This is a genomic window from Flavobacterium sp. JAS (assembly GCF_020991455.1).
GTDB lineage: Bacteria > Bacteroidota > Bacteroidia > Flavobacteriales > Flavobacteriaceae > Flavobacterium.
Genome location: NZ_JAJMOX010000001.1, coordinates 31063 through 46795, shown reverse-complemented (window position 1 = coordinate 46795; position 15733 = coordinate 31063). Strand labels below are relative to the sequence as shown.

Here is a 15733-nt window from a genome sequence, read left to right as displayed (position 1 = left end):
TTAATAGCCCTCGAAATCAAAATCTTTATTTTTTTTTAACTTTGACCCCAAAAAAAATAGGGTTAAATAAAGTATTTGAAAAATGAAAATAGAAAAACGCTGGATCATCTCCTTTATTATTATAAGTATTGTTTGTATTACGGGCGCATTTTGGCCAACTGTTACTCAAAATAGTTATGTATTATCAGAATTTGGCACAACCGATCATATTGTACCTGCCGATGTTGCCTGGATGTTAACTTCTTGTTGTCTGGTTTTGATTATGACTCCCGGATTGTCGTTTTTCTACGGAGGAATGGTGGGTAGAAAAAATGTGATTTCGACCATGTTGCAAAGTTTCATTTGTTTGGGCGTTGTAACTCTTTTATGGGTTGTGGTTGCTTTTAGTTTGGCTTTTGGAGATCCCGTAGGATTTAGTTCGGGAGGTCACTTTTATAGTTTCTTTGGCGATCCAAGGACTTTTGCTTTTATGGATTATGTGGGCGTTTTGCCTCATAAACAATTGGCAAGCACGATTCCGTTTATGTTATTTGCTTTGTTCCAAATGAAATTTGCCATTATTGCTCCGGCAATTATTACAGGTTCGTTTGCAGAGCGTGTTCGTTTTATATCGTATTTACTATTCATTAGTTTGTTTACCATTTTTATTTATGCGCCTTTGTGCCATTCGGTTTGGTATCCAACAGGAATTTTAGGAACTTATTTTGGCGTAAAAGATTTCGCCGGAGGAACTGTAGTACACATGAGTTCAGGATTTGCCGCTTTGGCGGGAGTTCTGGTTTTAGGAAAAAGAAAAAATAGCCAACATATACCAACCAATATTCCGTTTGTATTGTTAGGAACCGGAATGTTATGGTTTGGATGGTTCGGATTCAACGCCGGATCTGCTCTTGCTGCCAACGGAACTGCTGCAATGGCTTTTGCAACAACAACAACTTCATCGGCTGCAGCCATGTTAACCTGGGTTTTCTTTGATCGTATGAATGGTAGAAAAGTTTCGGCACTTGGTGCTTGTATTGGAGCTGTTGTAGGTTTGGTTGCTATTACACCTGCCGCAGGATATGTGTCGGTTCCTGAAAGTATGTTCTTCGGGTTTGTTACGGCATTAGTTTCAAACTCTGTTGTAAACTGTCGTTTCTCTAAAAGATTTGATGATACGCTTGATGTTTTTGCTTGTCATGGTGTAGGCGGAATTATGGGAATGATTCTTACGGCTATTTTTGCTCACGGCGAAGACGCAAGTTTATTACACGGCGGATGGAATGTTTTTGCACACCACATGATGGCATTGGTTCTGGTTTCGTTATTTACTTTCTTCGGAGCTTATTTCTTGTTTAAAGTAACGAACTTTATTATTCCATTACGAGTTTCAGAAGAAAACGAACATATTGGATTGGATTTATCACAACACGATGAAACGCTTGATCCTAAATTAAAACCAATTACGGAAGCACATTACGGATAAAAAAGGTTGCCACAAATTACACGAATTTTCTCTAATTTTTTTTTCGCTCAAACCATGAAAATTAATTCGTGAAAATTTGTGGAATTCGTGGCAAAAAATTTAAACACAATTGCTCTGTAATCATTCGTTTATATTCCTTAATTTTGCTGAAAATTTTTGTAAAAGTGGGAAGTAAAAATAAACTAAAAAGATTCAGAGAAAACGAAACGTTTCAAAACGTTTTTCAACCAACCAGAGAAGAAGTTGTAGGCGATTTAATGCCTTTAAAAGGAAAATGGAACTCTGATTTCTTTAAAAATGATAATCCTTTAGTTTTAGAATTAGGATGTGGAAAAGGAGAATATTCTGTTGGATTAGCAGAAAGATATCCTAACAAAAATTTTATTGGAATTGATATCAAAGGGGCTCGTTTCTGGAGAGGTGCAAAAACCGCTGTAGAAAATGGCTTGCATAATGTTGCTTTTATTCGAACTCAAATCGAATTAATCAATCATATTTTTGCCGAAAATGAAGTGGATGAAATCTGGATTACTTTTCCGGATCCGCAAATCAAATACAAGAGAACAAAACACAGAATGACCAATTCTGAATTCTTGAAATTATACAAAAGAATTCTTAAAAAAGACGGTGTCGTAAACTTAAAAACCGACAGTGAATTTATGCACGGCTATACACTGGGATTACTGCATGGTGAAGGGCACGAGGTTTTATATGCCAACCACAACGTATATACAAATGAAGGAAGTCCGGAAGAAGTTACTGCTTTTCAGACTTTTTACGAGAAACAATATTTAGAAATTAACAAGGCAATTACGTATATTCGCTTTAAAATTAAAGACTAATTTAATTTTAAAACGAATTTTCAAACCCATTAAATAACTGAATGGCATTACTTACCCCATTACTTTCAGGTTTTCTTGCCGCTTTCATTGGGATTATTCCGCCTGGATTAATCAACATGACCGCAGCCAAAGTAAATCTGAAAGAGGGTAAAAAGAATGCTTTATGGTTTGTTGTCGGAGCTGTTTTAGTGATCTTTTTTCAGGTTTCACTTGCCGTTTTATTCGCGCAGGTAATTGACAATCGTCCGGATGTTGTAACGCTGTTACGCGAAGTTGGATTTGTGATTTTCTCTATCTTAACGATTTACTTTTTGTTTGTCGCCAAAGAGCCTAAAGCAAAAAAATCAAAAATTAAAAAGAGCAGTAAAAAGAGTCGTTTCTTTTTAGGTATGTTACTTTCGGGCTTGAACTTTTTTCCGATTCCATATTATGTTGTCGTGAGTGTTACTCTGGCCTCCTATCATCTTTTTGCATTCGAACACAACATTATTTTTACTTTTGTATTGGGATCTGTTTTGGGTTCATTTGCTGCTTTATACAGCTATATTGGTTTCTTTGGAAGAATTGAAAAGAAAACCGATTATCTAATGCGAAACATGAATACTATCATAGGAAGCATTACAGGTTTAATTGCTGTAGGGACACTTTTTAATATCTTGAATTACTATTTCGGATAAGATTAAACCATTAAGAAATTAAGAAAAATTAAGCAGTACTTTGTAAAAACCTAACTTTCTTAATTGTTTTTAGATCAAAAATTAAGCTCTTACTTCATGAAACTTAATATCTTAATGGTAAAATAATTTAAACGTATGGCTGAAGATAATTTTTTTGAAAGGGTTTATGCGATTGCAAGACAAATTCCGTACGGAAAAGTAACTTCTTATGGCGCTATTGCGAAAGCTTTAGGAACCGCACGTTCTGCCCGAATGGTGGGTTGGGCCATGAATGCTTGTCATAATATGGATGATGTTCCTGCGCACAGAGTTGTAAACAGAAAAGGTCTTTTGACCGGAAAACATCATTTTGATGGAACTAATTTAATGCAGCAATTACTGGAAAGCGAAGGTATTGTTGTAGAAAACAATCAAATTATAGACTTAGAAAAACACTTTTGGACACCTGAAGTTGAATTCTAAGCACAATCTTGTCATCCCGAGGAACGAGGGATCTCCGCAAGAAACTAACACAAAGTATTTTCCTAAATTGTCGAGCTACTTGCGGAGATCCCTCGTTCCTCGGGATGACAAAATGTGCATAATAAATTTAGATGTAAATCTTTGTCAAAGTTTGAAACTTTGACAAAGATGATCGAAGAATATCAAATCAAACAAATCACAAAGCTCGTTTTATCTTCGTCGGTTTGATAACTTAGATAACCGCCGTGTGCTTCTATAATATTCTTAGAAAGCGTTAAACCAATTCCGGCGCCATCTTTTCGAGTAGTGAAAAATGGCAGAAATACCTTGTCTCTAATCTCCGGATCAATTCCTTTTCCGTTGTCAGAAATGACAATGAAAAAGCGATTATTTTCAGTGTAACTGGACAAAAACATTTTCTTTTCACTCTTATCTTTCAAAGCATAAATACTGTTCGTGATCAAATTAATAATCACTTGCTCCATTTGGTTTTTATCAATTAAAATCGAACGCGAGCTGTGAATCTCGTTAACAAATTCAATGTTTTCTGCTTTTAAAATCGGACTCATGATTCGGAGGCAATCTTCAAAAAGCGCATTTATTGGCGTCATTTGTTTTGTTGGCGTCGGTAGCATGGCTAATTTTCGATAATTTTCAACAAAAACCTGCAAATGATCGCTTCGATTTATAATGGTCGAAATACTGCTTTTGATGTCTTCAAAATCGTCTTCTTCTAATTTTTCCTGATCGACTATGTGGAGTAAATTCTGCGAAAGCGCACGAATTGGCGTTAGGGAATTCATTAATTCATGCGAAATAATTTTCATCAGATTAATCCAGGCTTCTTTCTCTTTTTTCTCGATTACACGCTGAATACTGTCTAATAAAACTATAAAATATTCTTTGTTATACGTTTTTGCATGCGAGGTTTGAAGCATAAAAGTCTGCAAATCCTGTTCTTCAATTTTAATCGAAATTGCTGATTTTAAGTCCGTGAAGCCTACGTTTTCAATTTCAGTACAAAGTGATGGCAAATAATTTTTAAGGTATTTCCAATGGCTGACTTTTGGCACTTTAAATAAATTCGAAAAGCAATCATTCATCAAAAATATATTCCATTCTTCATTTTCTTTTTCTAGGATTAAAGCCGCGGTATCAATACTATTTAAAATAGACTGATAAACAAGTTCTTTTGAAGTTTGCTCTTGTTGCTGTACTTTTAAAGTATCATACAAAAGATATAAGTTTTTGAAACTATCCTTTTTATGGGCTTCGGAAAAATTAGTTGTAAAGTCGTTTTTTAATATAGAAAGCAATGTTTTATCATAAAACAACAATCTGTTTTTGACAAAAAAGTACATCTCAAATAACATTACAATGACAAAAAAACCAACTAAAAGCGCATTGTAATAAAACATCTTATAAATCAAAAAAACGCAAAAGAAAAAGAGCATCATTACAAACAATACTCTCACAAACAATGCATTATAAAACTTCCAGTTTTTCATGTTTTTATTTTTTATTGCGACTCCCGATAGCTATCGGGATAAAAGATTAAAAAAAATTGTTTCACGCAGATCTTAAAAAGATTGAAGCAGATTAAAACAGATTAAAATAAAAAATCTGCCTAAATCTGCAGAATCTGCGTGAAACAAATTTTAAGAATCATTCTAATCTCTTAATCTGTGCAAAACTATTTTTTATTTTATGAGTTTTTCAAATCGTATTTTTCAATTCTTCTGTATAATGCAGCTCTTGACAAACCAAGTTCTTCGGCGGTTTTACTGATATTTCCGTGGTGTTTAAACAAGGCTTTTTCAATTACATTTCTTTCCATTTCAGATAACGGATTTTCATCGTTTTCCTGAAAATCTTCAAAATTCAAAATATCCAGATCCTGTATAAAGATTGTATTGTTATCGGCTAAAATTAAGGCGCGTTCGATCTTATTTTCCATTTCACGCACATTTCCTTTCCACGGATATTTTTCTAAATATGGCGCTACATTTTCTTCGAATTGCCAATTTTCCTGATTGTATTTTTCAGCAATTTGATCGAGAATAAAATGAGCCATCGGAACAATATCATCTTTTCGCTCACGTAATGATGGCAAATGAATTTCCATTGTATTGATTCGATACAGTAAATCTTCGCGGAATGTTTTATTTTTTACTTCAGCTTTTATATCACTATTTGTTGCAGCGATAATGCGAACATTTAGCGGTCTTGGTTTACTTTCGCCTAAACGAGTAACTGTTTTTGTTTGTAAAACATGCAATAATTTAGCTTGCAAATGAAGCGGAATATTCCCTATTTCATCCAGAAAAATAGTTCCGCCTGAAGCCATTTCAAATCTTCCGGCTGTATCTGTTTTTGCATCTGTAAAAGCGCCTTTGGCATAACCAAAAAGCTCGCTTTCGAACAAATTATCACTTAATGAACCTAAATCAACGTGTACAAAAGGCTGCTTTTTTCGCTCTGAATTCTGATGAATAAACTCGGCAAAAACATACTTCCCAGTTCCATTTTCGCCCAGAATTAGAACATTTGCATCGGTTTTAGCTACTTTTTCGGCAATAGAATAGGCTTGTTTTATTTTTTGCGAAGTTCCAACAAAGTACCTTTTCTCAGTTTTTTCTACTACAGCTTTTTTGGTGTTTTTTCTGCTTTCGGCGACAGCCTTATCAATTGTTTCAAGCAATTTTTCGTTATGCCACGGTTTTAAAACATAATCGAAAGCACCAATTTTTATTCCTTCAACAGCAGTTTCAATTTTACCAAATGCGGTCATTAAAATCACAATGGTTTGTGGCGAAAGTGTTTTAATTTCTTTTAGCCAATGAATTCCTTCTCGTCCATCTTCAAAACCAATTCTATAATTCATGTCTAATAAAACCACATTTATATCATTTTCGCTTAAAAGAGAAATGATCTTTTTGGGACTATTTGTCGTGAAAATAGTCTCGAAATGTTTTTTGAGAATCATTTTTGCCGAAAAAAGAATTTCTTCCTGATCGTCGACGATTAATATTTGAGCTTGTTTTTTTCGCATGCTGTCTTTTTTTGTTCGATATCGAACGGTCAACTGTTCATTATCGAACAGTCCTTTTTTTAATAGTTTTTAAAGCTTCTTTAAAATCAATGCTTTACAGATAATAAATTTTATGGCATAGTATTTACCTATTGACTATCAGTAAATTATTTAAAAAATGGATAAGGTAATCCCTCGTAAAAATAGAAAATTTAGATATCTCACAATAGCAATTACTGTTTTTTTAGTTTTGGCTGTGATCATCTTTTTTTCTTTCAGCACAAAAAGAAGCTTGAATGTAAAATCGGACGAGCTTTCGATTCAAAAAATTGAAAAAGCTTTTTTTGAAGATTTCGTCGTTTTTCAGGCAAAAGTTGAACCTCTAAATGTAATGTTGGTTAACGTTACTGAAGGTGGATCTGTAAAAGAAATTTTTGTCGAAAACGGTGCAATGGTGACCAAAGGGCAATCGCTGGCACGTTTATACAATCCAAACACTGAACTTAATTACCTAACTCAGGAAACGGCTATTATTGAGCAAATCAACAATTTGAATACCGGAAAACTGAATATCAGAAATCAGGAATTGAACCTTAATAAAGATTTGGTTTTGATCGAACACGATTATAATGATGCCAAAAGATTGTACGATATGAACGCTAAATTATACGATAAAGAGGTGATTTCTAAAAATGACTGGAATACGTTTAAAGAAAGTCTTCGTTTTCAGGAAGAGCGCAAAAGAACGATTCAGCAAAGCATTCAGAAGGAAAAACAAACAAATCAAGTTCAGATTTCGCAAATCAATCGTTCGATTCAAACTATGGAGAAAAGTTTGGATATTTTGAGAAACAACAAAAAGAACTTTTTGATTACGGCTCCGGAAACCGGTCGATTGACTTCCTTTGAACCTGTTTTAGGAAAATCATTCCAGGCGGGAGAAAGTATCGGGAAAATCGATTCGAAAAAAGGTTACAAGCTTGCTGCCGACGTTGATGAGTTCTATTTGGAAAAAGTTCGCGAAGGTTTAAAAGGTCAGGTAGAATTTAAAGGAAAAACGCTTGAAGTTTTAGTTACCAAAGTAATCCCTGAAGTTAAAGGCGGCCACTTTACGGTAGAATTGGCTTTTACCTCTAAAGAAGAAATTGTTTTGCAGGACGGATTAAGTTTTGGAGTGAAATTGATTTTATCTGAAAAGAATAAAACTTTAGTTGTCTCAAAAGGAAGCTTTAATCAGGAAACTGCAGGAAAATGGATTTTTGTAGTAAAAGGCAATAAAGCAGAAAGAAGAAACATAAAACTGGGCAGAGAAAACCCTTCGTATTATGAAATTCTTGATGGCTTAAAAGAAGGCGAATCTGTGATTACCTCATCGTATGCAGATTATAAAGATATCGAGGAATTGTCGATTAGTAATTCGCAGTCACAGTAGTCACAAAAACGGATTAAAAAGTTCGCCACGAATTTCACAAATTAACGCGAATTTTTATTTTCGAGGCGAAAAAAAAATAAAAATAATTAGTGCGAATTCGTGTAATTCGTGGCAAAAAAATAAAGAGTTTCAATCATCAATCAAAAAACACAATCAACAACAATTAAAACCTTAAAAAGATATGATAACAATTCAAAATTTAACCAAAGTTTTTAGAACCGAAGAAGTAGAAACCTCAGCTTTAAGTGGCATTACTTTAGAAATTAAAAAAGGGGACTTTTTAACTATCATGGGACCTTCTGGTTGCGGAAAATCTACTTTATTAAACATCATCGGACTTTTGGACGGTGCCAATGATGGAAGTTATAAATTATTGAATCAGGAAATGATTGGTTTAAAGGAAAAAGGAAGAGCTCAGGTTCGTAAAGAAAATATTGGGTTCATTTTTCAGAATTTTAACCTGATCGACGAGCTTTCTGTTTATGATAATATCGAATTGCCTTTGCTTTATAACAATGTAAAAGCATCGGAGAGAAAACAAAAAATTGAAGCGATTGCTGAGAAGCTTAATATTTCACACCGATTAAAACATTATCCGCAGCAGCTTTCAGGAGGACAACAACAAAGGGTTGCTGTTGCAAGAGCTTTGGTTAACGATCCGAAAATCATTCTTGCCGATGAGCCAACGGGGAATCTGGATAGTAAAAATGGTAATGAGGTTATGGAACTTTTAACTGATTTGCATGCTAAAGGTGCTACAATTTTGATGGTTACCCACTCTGATTATGACGCTTCGTTTTCACAAAAAACCATTCATATGAAAGATGGAGTTATATTCTCTGAGCGATTAAATCAGAGAAATGTAGATGTTTTTATGGACGCTAAATAATTTCAAAATGATCAATTTTATTATAACTGTAATCACTTTCCTGGTAGGATTTGTTTGCAAAGTATTGGCTATTATCTAAAAAACGAATCAAAAACTATAAAAATATAAGCGATGATTTTTAACTGGTTTAAAATATTTATTTATCATTTAAAGCAAAACAAACTGTTTTCGTTTTTAAATGTTTTAGGATTAAGCATTGGAGTTGCGGGAGTTATTTTTGCAATTTTATATTGGAATAACGAAAATGCATACGATCAATGGAATCCTGAAAAAGAGAATTCTTATCAAGTTCTGAATGTAATTGGTGCAACTGGAGACACTTGGGCAACGAGTTCAATTCCGTTCGGGCAAACCTGCAAAGCAACAATTCCTGAAATTGAGCAAATTTGTTTTTTAAACATTTGGTATGGCCAGTCTGTTATAAAATATCAAAATCAAAAAGTAATTGATAAAAAAATTATGGTTTCGGACGATAATTTTTTTGATTTTTTTCCTTTTCCAATAATAAAAGGTTCTAAAACAGATATTTTAAAAGAAAAAAACAGTGTTGCTATTGCAGAAGAACAAGCGAAACTACTTTTTAAAGAGGAAGATCCAATTGGAAAATCGATTACTTATGACAATAAATCTTATATCGTAAAGGCTGTTTATCGCATTATAAAACCTTCTTCTATTGAACCTAATTATGTTTTTAGCGGAATTGTGCGTGAACAAGACCTTAACAGTTGGGGAAATTTCAATTATGGCATGATGGTCAAAATCAAAAAAAATGTTGACCCTGCTGTAGTTTTAAAGAAAATGCATAATGTTAATTATGTCAACAGGACTTTAAAAGACGCAAAAGAAAGTGGTCAGACTGTAGCCCAATATGTAAAAGAAAATGGAGAAATCAAGATTCTTCTGGATCAGTTAAAAACTTTACATCTACATGGTACAAAAGCTTCCGGATCAACAACTCCTGAAGGAAAAGGAAATCTACAGCTTCTTTATATCATGGCTGGATTATCAATTTTGATTTTGATTTTGTCTCTTGTAAACTACATTAATTTAGCAACAGCTTCGGCTATAAAACGCGCTAAAGAAGTAGGTGTTCGTAAAATTGTTGGCGCAAGTAAAAATCAAATTATTGCTCAATTTATATTTGAAACTGCTATAATTGTTATTCTTGCTATTTTATTTGCTTTAGCAATAGTAGAACTTTCTTTGCCTTATTATAATTCTTTTTTAGGCAAAACTCTGACCATGAATGGAGGCGAATTTTACCTGCAACTTATTTTAATATTTGGATTAGTAATCATTCTTGCGGGTATTTTCCCTGCCATTTATATCTCAAACTTTGAAACTTTAAAGGTTTTAAAAGGTAATTTCTCCAGAAGCAAAAGTGGGATCTGGATTCGAAATTCGATGCTTATTTTTCAATTTGGGATTGCAGCATTTTTCATCATTGGTGCTTTAATTGTAAATTCTCAGGTTGATTATATGATGAATAAGGATCTTGGTTTTAGCGGTAATCAGGTCATCAGAATCCCTTTTAATTCGGCTGATTATAGTAAAAAAGCTCAAAAATATTTTACTACAAAACAAGAAATCAGTAAAATGTCAGGAGTTCAGGATGTCTCTACTTTTGCAGGTACTTTTGGCAACAGTACTAACTCAAGCTCGGGTTTTACACACAATGGTGTTTTTGTACAGCCACGAAACGTTGAAATGGATTTTGGCTTTCTCGAAATGATGAAAATTAAAGTTGTCGAAGGCCGTGATTTATCTCCCAAATTTGCTTCAGACACTATTGACAATTGGTTAATAAATGAAACTTTAGCCAAACGATTAGGACTTAAAAACCCTATAAATACCGTAATAACATCGGGCTGGGGTAATGAAAAAGGAAACTTAAAATTTAAAGTTGTTGGAGTTGTTAAAGATTTTCACATTACAGGACTTCAAAACAAAGTTCCTCCAATGGTTTTTATCAATATAAAAACTTTAAAATGGAATAACTTTGATAATGTTTATGTAAAAGTTTCTCCAAATAATCTAACGGAAACTTTAGCTAAACTAAAAACATATTGGGAAACTAATGTCAATCCTGATTATCCGTTTGATTATGAATTTGTAAACAAAGGTTTTGCTAAAACTTATGAAGAAAATGTGAAACAAAAAGATCTGTTTTATATTCTAAATCTGGTAGTAATTATTATTGCAGTTTTTGGATTATTTGCTCTGGCATCATTCTCAATGGAAAGAAGATTAAAAGAAATTGCTATCAGAAAAACTTTGGGTGCTGAAACAGATATTTTATTAAAAGAATTATCAAAACAATATGTTCTTTTCTGCTTAATAGGATTTGCAATCGGTATTGTTCCTGCTTATCTTTTATTGCAAAAATGGCTGGAAAATTTTGCTTTCAGAATCGGAGTTTCAGCTATTCCATTTAGTGTTGCATTAGTTTCTTTACTGTTTTTGACTTTATTAATTGTTTTAACTAAAGCCTATCAGGTAACCAAAATAGACATTTTAAAATATTTAAAATACGAATAAACTTGTAGACCATTTTTTTTAAAGAAACCCGCCAGATTAATAAAATCTGGCGGGTTTCTCTTTTTATATTTAGTAACAGAAAACTTGTCAAGTTCAACTACTGAATGCCTTATTTTGCAGCAACAGCGTCTGAATAAAGTAATTTATCCAACTGCGGATCTCTGTCATATACATCAGGATAAAATCCAATTTCTCCGTCATCGCTTACCCAGGCGGTAAAATAGCCTATATAAATAGGAATTTTATTTTTCAGTTTGCAAGTCGTTTCTTTTTCACCGCTCATTGCGCTGTCAATTTTGCTAACTGGCCAATCCGGATCGTCTTTTAAAATTTCAATAGCTAAGTCTTTTGCTCCTTTTACATTGATACAGCCGTGGCTAAAAATACGTTTTTCAAAATCAAACAAACTTTGTGCAGGCGTATCATGCAAATAAATATCATTTGCATTTGGGAACATAAATTTGACTAATCCTAACGAGTTTTTTGGCCCGGGTTTTTGTCTCACATTTCCGCCATTCCACTCCATATTATGATCTGCCAAATAGTTTTTGTCTTCGGCTATTTTCGATTTCAATTCATTTTTAACGATACTCTGTGGAACGTACCAATACGGACTAAATACAATTCTGTCCATCATTCCACTAAAAATCACAGTTTCGGTCATTCTCGTTCCTACAAAAACATCGGTAACTAAATCATACTTCCCGTTTTTAACATAAACCAGCCTAAACGATGGTATATTGACCATTATATACTCATTTGCCTGCGCCAAATTTGCCGGTATCCATCGACAACGCTCCATATTTAGCATTATAGTCTTGATTCTTTTACCAATTGGCTCATTCATTTGGTCGATATGCTCTTTGGTCAAAGTATAATTTAATTTAAGTCCGTATCTTTTTTTATACTTTAAAACACCGGCCATCATCTCTTCGTCATACACATCTCTTTTAGAATCTTGCGCCAGATCTCCCACAACAAACAAGCGTTCTCTAATTTGTTTTACTGCAACGCCGCTGTCAAAAGGTTTTAAATCTTTATAATTGGCGCTATCGATTTCTATCTTTTTCCAAAGATTATTTTTCTCGATTGTACGGTATTTTTTTAAGACTGCTTTAAGTTTATAATATTGCCCAAACAATAGATTCTCGTCTTTGTTTAATCTGTCAGGATCGACCATAAGAGAATCTAATATCTTTGTGTACGAAATACTTTTTGTAGGCAAGAACCAACCAATTTTCTTTAAAGTAACTGGATCAACTCCTGAATAAACATTGCTCGCATAAAACACATACATGTTAGACAATAAAAGTTCTGTGTCTATCTGAGACAAATCCTCCGTTACATTTTCGTTAAAAATGTCATCTATTAGATCTCTGTAAGGCATTGTTGCTTTAATACCCTGCTCATTGAGCTGTCGCACTTTTTGGTACAATAAAGATCCAAATTCACTAATGTTTTTATCATCGTACCAAATCGACTTAAATTCTTTCTTTTTATAAAGATCTAAAACGTCATTTTGGTATTTCTTTAGTTTGGGATATTTTTTGTAAAACTCATTAATTGATTCTGCATTGATAACAACATTCGATACATAATAATTATCGACAAGGATGTTTTTAGATTCCGTTATTTTATTTTTTATATGGATATTTTTTGCTGAAGATTCAAAAGAAAATATCAGAAAACTAACGGCAATAATTACAGACAAAGAAGTAAAATTTCGCATATTTTTAGATTTAAATTTTAGAAGATAATTTTATTCAAAAAATACCGAAAACCCATAATTCACCCAAAAACAAGTTTCCATATACTTTTCAAAAAATAAGAAATCGTCAATTTAGGGTACTCAAATATAGCTAAGATTATTGACTTTTTAATCATTCAATTCTGAAAATTTATCTTAAAAATTCATCTATTTTAACTCTAAAAAACACCTTCGTTTCTTAATATCAAATAAAAAATATGCGCTTTTTATTCAAAAAGAAAAGAAACTCAATCATTCAGAATCATTTTGACTAATCCTAATATCAATAAATACAATTTAAAAGGGTTTGAATCCCAACATAATCTGTTATCTTTGTAGTCTGAAATCAGTTTAAATAAACACAGTTGTTAAATTGGTTTCCCTCAATAGAAAACAGACGATTAAAATGAAATTAGATAGGAAAGAAATTCTTAAAGCTTTAGAAACTATCACTATAGCAGGAGAAGGAAAAAATATGGTTGAAAGTGGTGCTGTTACCAATGTACTAACTTTTGGTGATGAAGTTGTAGTAGATTTACTATTACATACCCCAGCAATGCACATTAAAAAAAGAGCCGAAGATGATATCAAAAAAACGATTCATGACCTGATCTCTTCTGATGCAAAAGTTAAAGTAAATATTAAAGTGGAAGCCAAGGAAAATCCTAACGAAATAAAAGGAAAGGCTATTCCGGGAATCAAAAATATAATTGCCGTGGCATCTGGTAAAGGTGGAGTTGGTAAATCTACAGTTACAGCAAATCTTGCCGTAACACTTGCAAAAATGGGTTTTAATGTTGGAGTTCTGGATGCTGATATCTACGGTCCTTCTATGCCAATTATGTTTGATGTAGAAAACGAAAAACCAGTTTCAATTACCGTTGACGGAAAATCAAAAATGAAACCAATTGAAAGTTATGAAATCAAAATACTTTCTATCGGTTTTTTCACAGCTCCAAGTCAGGCTGTAATCTGGAGAGGTCCAATGGCTGCTAAAGCTTTGAACCAAATGATTTTTGATGCAGATTGGGGAGAATTAGATTTTATGCTAATTGATTTACCTCCTGGAACCGGAGATATTCACCTTTCGATCATGCAATCATTGCCTATTACAGGAGCTGTAGTAGTAAGTACTCCTCAAGCCGTGGCTCTTGCCGATGCTAAAAAAGGAGTTGCAATGTTCATGCAAGACAATATCAATGTTCCTGTTTTAGGAATTATTGAAAACATGGCCTACTTTACACCTGAAGAATTACCTGACAATAAATATTATATCTTTGGTCAGGAAGGAGCAAAAAATCTTGCAGAAGATTTAAATGTACCATTTTTAGGAGAAGTGCCAATTGTACAATCAATTCGTGAAGCAGGAGATTACGGGCGTCCAGCAGCTTTACAAACAGCCTCACCAATCGAAACTGTTTTTGAAGAAATAACTCGAAATATTGTACAAGAAGTAGTAAACAGAAACGTTAACTTACCTGCTACAGAAGCTATTAAAATTACAACAATGGCGGGTTGTTCAGCAGTAAAGAAATAAAAAATTAGATAATTGAGATAAAACTAATGAGATAATATGAAAATTAGATAATTAGATAATTTTACTTCAAAGTGAATTTTCTAATTATCTAATTGACTAATTATCCAATTGATAAAATTATGACAACAGAAGAATTAACAAGCAACGTATTATTGGCTCTAGACGAAATCAGACCATTTTTAAATTCTGATGGAGGAGACATTACACTAGTTTCTATAGACGATGACAAACATGTCAAAGTTCGTCTTGAAGGAGCATGCATTAGCTGTAGCGTAAACCAAATGACACTTAAAGCAGGAGTCGAAACAACAATAAAAAAATATGCTCCACAAATAGAAACTGTGGTTAATATTATGTAGCAAAAGCAGTTTTTTTTCTGCTTTTTTGCCAATGCATAATTAACAAGAATAATAGTGTTTAAGTTGTTTAAATTGTAAAATTCAGAAAAAACAATCAAAATAAAGCACTAATTTGCGAATTCAGCAAAAAATAACATAAAGATTTAAGACTTTTAGTTAAGTAATTACTACATATTTAACTTAAATTTGTAAAATAACCCCTAAAACCTTAAATCTATGAAGAATTTTTACGCTCTTTTATTATTGCTATTTGTATCTGTAAATTATGCCCAGCAAGGCCAAACTCTGATTGCTGATAAAGCATGGGTAAATGAATCTGAAGAATGGTCTGATTTTCAATATTCAGGACAAATCGTTTTTTCAACTAATGGACAAAGTGAAGAAGGTACTTTGAGAGTTGGAAACTATGATTTTTTATATGACTTTTGTGAAGGAAAAGCAAAATTCAGTAATAAAGCCACTTACAGTGCAGCTGAATTTGCTCATCCTAGAAAAATATCTTCTCAAACAGATAAGCAAGGTGTTTTAAATTCAACTTACGAAGGAGCATTAATCTTTCAATCCGATAAAGATTATTATTCTATTATGGCAATTGTTACAATATTAGAAAAAGGCGGAAATATTATTGGTGTAAAAATGCGCCTTAAAGATGGCAACAACAATAGAAAAGAGTACGCATTTAGCCTAAAATCAACTAGTTAACCAGAATAAAGGATTTTTTCACGTCATAAAATCCTAACCAGTAAAATTCCAA

13 protein-coding genes are annotated in these 15733 nt (G+C 33.0%); 10 read left to right on the top strand and 3 right to left on the bottom strand.

Features of this window, described 5'->3' with window-relative positions; all coding sequences use genetic code 11:
• Positions 1–82: 82 nt before the first annotated feature.
• The 4 genes from LPB88_RS00195 (at position 83) to LPB88_RS00180 (ending at position 3446) form a co-directional block, all read left to right on the top strand.
• Positions 83–1465, top strand: a complete 1383-nt coding sequence (locus tag LPB88_RS00195) for an ammonium transporter (RefSeq protein WP_089349969.1) — start codon at positions 83–85, stop codon at positions 1463–1465.
• A 164-nt stretch (positions 1466–1629) separates the two neighbouring features.
• Positions 1630–2307, top strand: coding sequence for a tRNA (guanosine(46)-N7)-methyltransferase TrmB (gene trmB / locus LPB88_RS00190; RefSeq protein WP_089350263.1), 678 nt, complete (start codon positions 1630–1632; stop codon positions 2305–2307).
• A 41-nt stretch (positions 2308–2348) separates the two neighbouring features.
• Entirely contained in the window at positions 2349–2984 is a 636-nt protein-coding gene (locus LPB88_RS00185) for a LysE family transporter (RefSeq protein WP_230711788.1), read from the top strand.
• 135 nt (positions 2985–3119) lie between these two features.
• Positions 3120–3446 carry an MGMT family protein gene (locus LPB88_RS00180; protein ID WP_230711786.1) on the top strand — a complete coding sequence of 109 codons (327 nt, stop codon included), beginning with the start codon at positions 3120–3122 and terminating at the stop codon, positions 3444–3446.
• Between the two features lie 182 nt (positions 3447–3628).
• Here the strand turns inward: LPB88_RS00180 and LPB88_RS00175 are convergent, their stop codons facing one another.
• Together LPB88_RS00175 and LPB88_RS00170 are read right to left on the bottom strand one after the other, a co-directional pair.
• Complete coding sequence (locus LPB88_RS00175) at positions 3629–4954, bottom strand: PAS domain-containing sensor histidine kinase (protein WP_230711785.1); 1326 nt, start codon at positions 4952–4954, stop codon at positions 3629–3631.
• A 197-nt stretch (positions 4955–5151) separates the two neighbouring features.
• Entirely contained in the window at positions 5152–6498 is a 1347-nt protein-coding gene (locus tag LPB88_RS00170) for a sigma-54 dependent transcriptional regulator (RefSeq protein WP_230711784.1), read from the bottom strand.
• Between the two features lie 157 nt (positions 6499–6655).
• Here LPB88_RS00170 and LPB88_RS00165 point away from each other — a divergent pair, with 157 nt between their 5' ends.
• From LPB88_RS00165 to LPB88_RS00155, 3 genes are all read left to right on the top strand, one after another.
• Complete coding sequence (locus tag LPB88_RS00165) at positions 6656–7909, top strand: efflux RND transporter periplasmic adaptor subunit (protein WP_230711783.1); 1254 nt, start codon at positions 6656–6658, stop codon at positions 7907–7909.
• 181 nt (positions 7910–8090) lie between these two features.
• Entirely contained in the window at positions 8091–8798 is a 708-nt protein-coding gene (locus tag LPB88_RS00160) for an ABC transporter ATP-binding protein (protein WP_230711782.1), read from the top strand.
• Between the two features lie 111 nt (positions 8799–8909).
• Positions 8910–11336 (top strand): ABC transporter permease, encoded by a 2427-nt coding sequence (locus LPB88_RS00155; protein WP_230711780.1) that lies wholly within the window; start codon positions 8910–8912, stop codon positions 11334–11336.
• A 109-nt stretch (positions 11337–11445) separates the two neighbouring features.
• Here the strand turns inward: LPB88_RS00155 and LPB88_RS00150 are convergent, their stop codons facing one another.
• A complete protein-coding gene (locus LPB88_RS00150) occupies positions 11446–13065 on the bottom strand; it encodes a murein L,D-transpeptidase (RefSeq protein ID WP_230711779.1) in 1620 nt (539 codons plus the stop codon).
• A gap of 424 nt (positions 13066–13489) precedes the next feature.
• Between LPB88_RS00150 and LPB88_RS00145 the strand changes: the two genes are divergently transcribed.
• The 3 genes from LPB88_RS00145 (at position 13490) to LPB88_RS00135 (ending at position 15681) form a co-directional block, all read left to right on the top strand.
• A complete protein-coding gene (locus LPB88_RS00145; protein WP_230711778.1) occupies positions 13490–14620 on the top strand; it encodes an Mrp/NBP35 family ATP-binding protein in 1131 nt (376 codons plus the stop codon).
• A gap of 119 nt (positions 14621–14739) precedes the next feature.
• Positions 14740–14979: a NifU family protein gene (locus LPB88_RS00140; RefSeq protein WP_089349979.1), complete on the top strand. Its 240-nt coding sequence runs from the start codon at positions 14740–14742 to the stop codon at positions 14977–14979.
• A gap of 216 nt (positions 14980–15195) precedes the next feature.
• Positions 15196–15681 (top strand): hypothetical protein, encoded by a 486-nt coding sequence (locus tag LPB88_RS00135; protein WP_230711777.1) that lies wholly within the window; start codon positions 15196–15198, stop codon positions 15679–15681.
• Positions 15682–15733 lie beyond the last annotated feature (52 nt).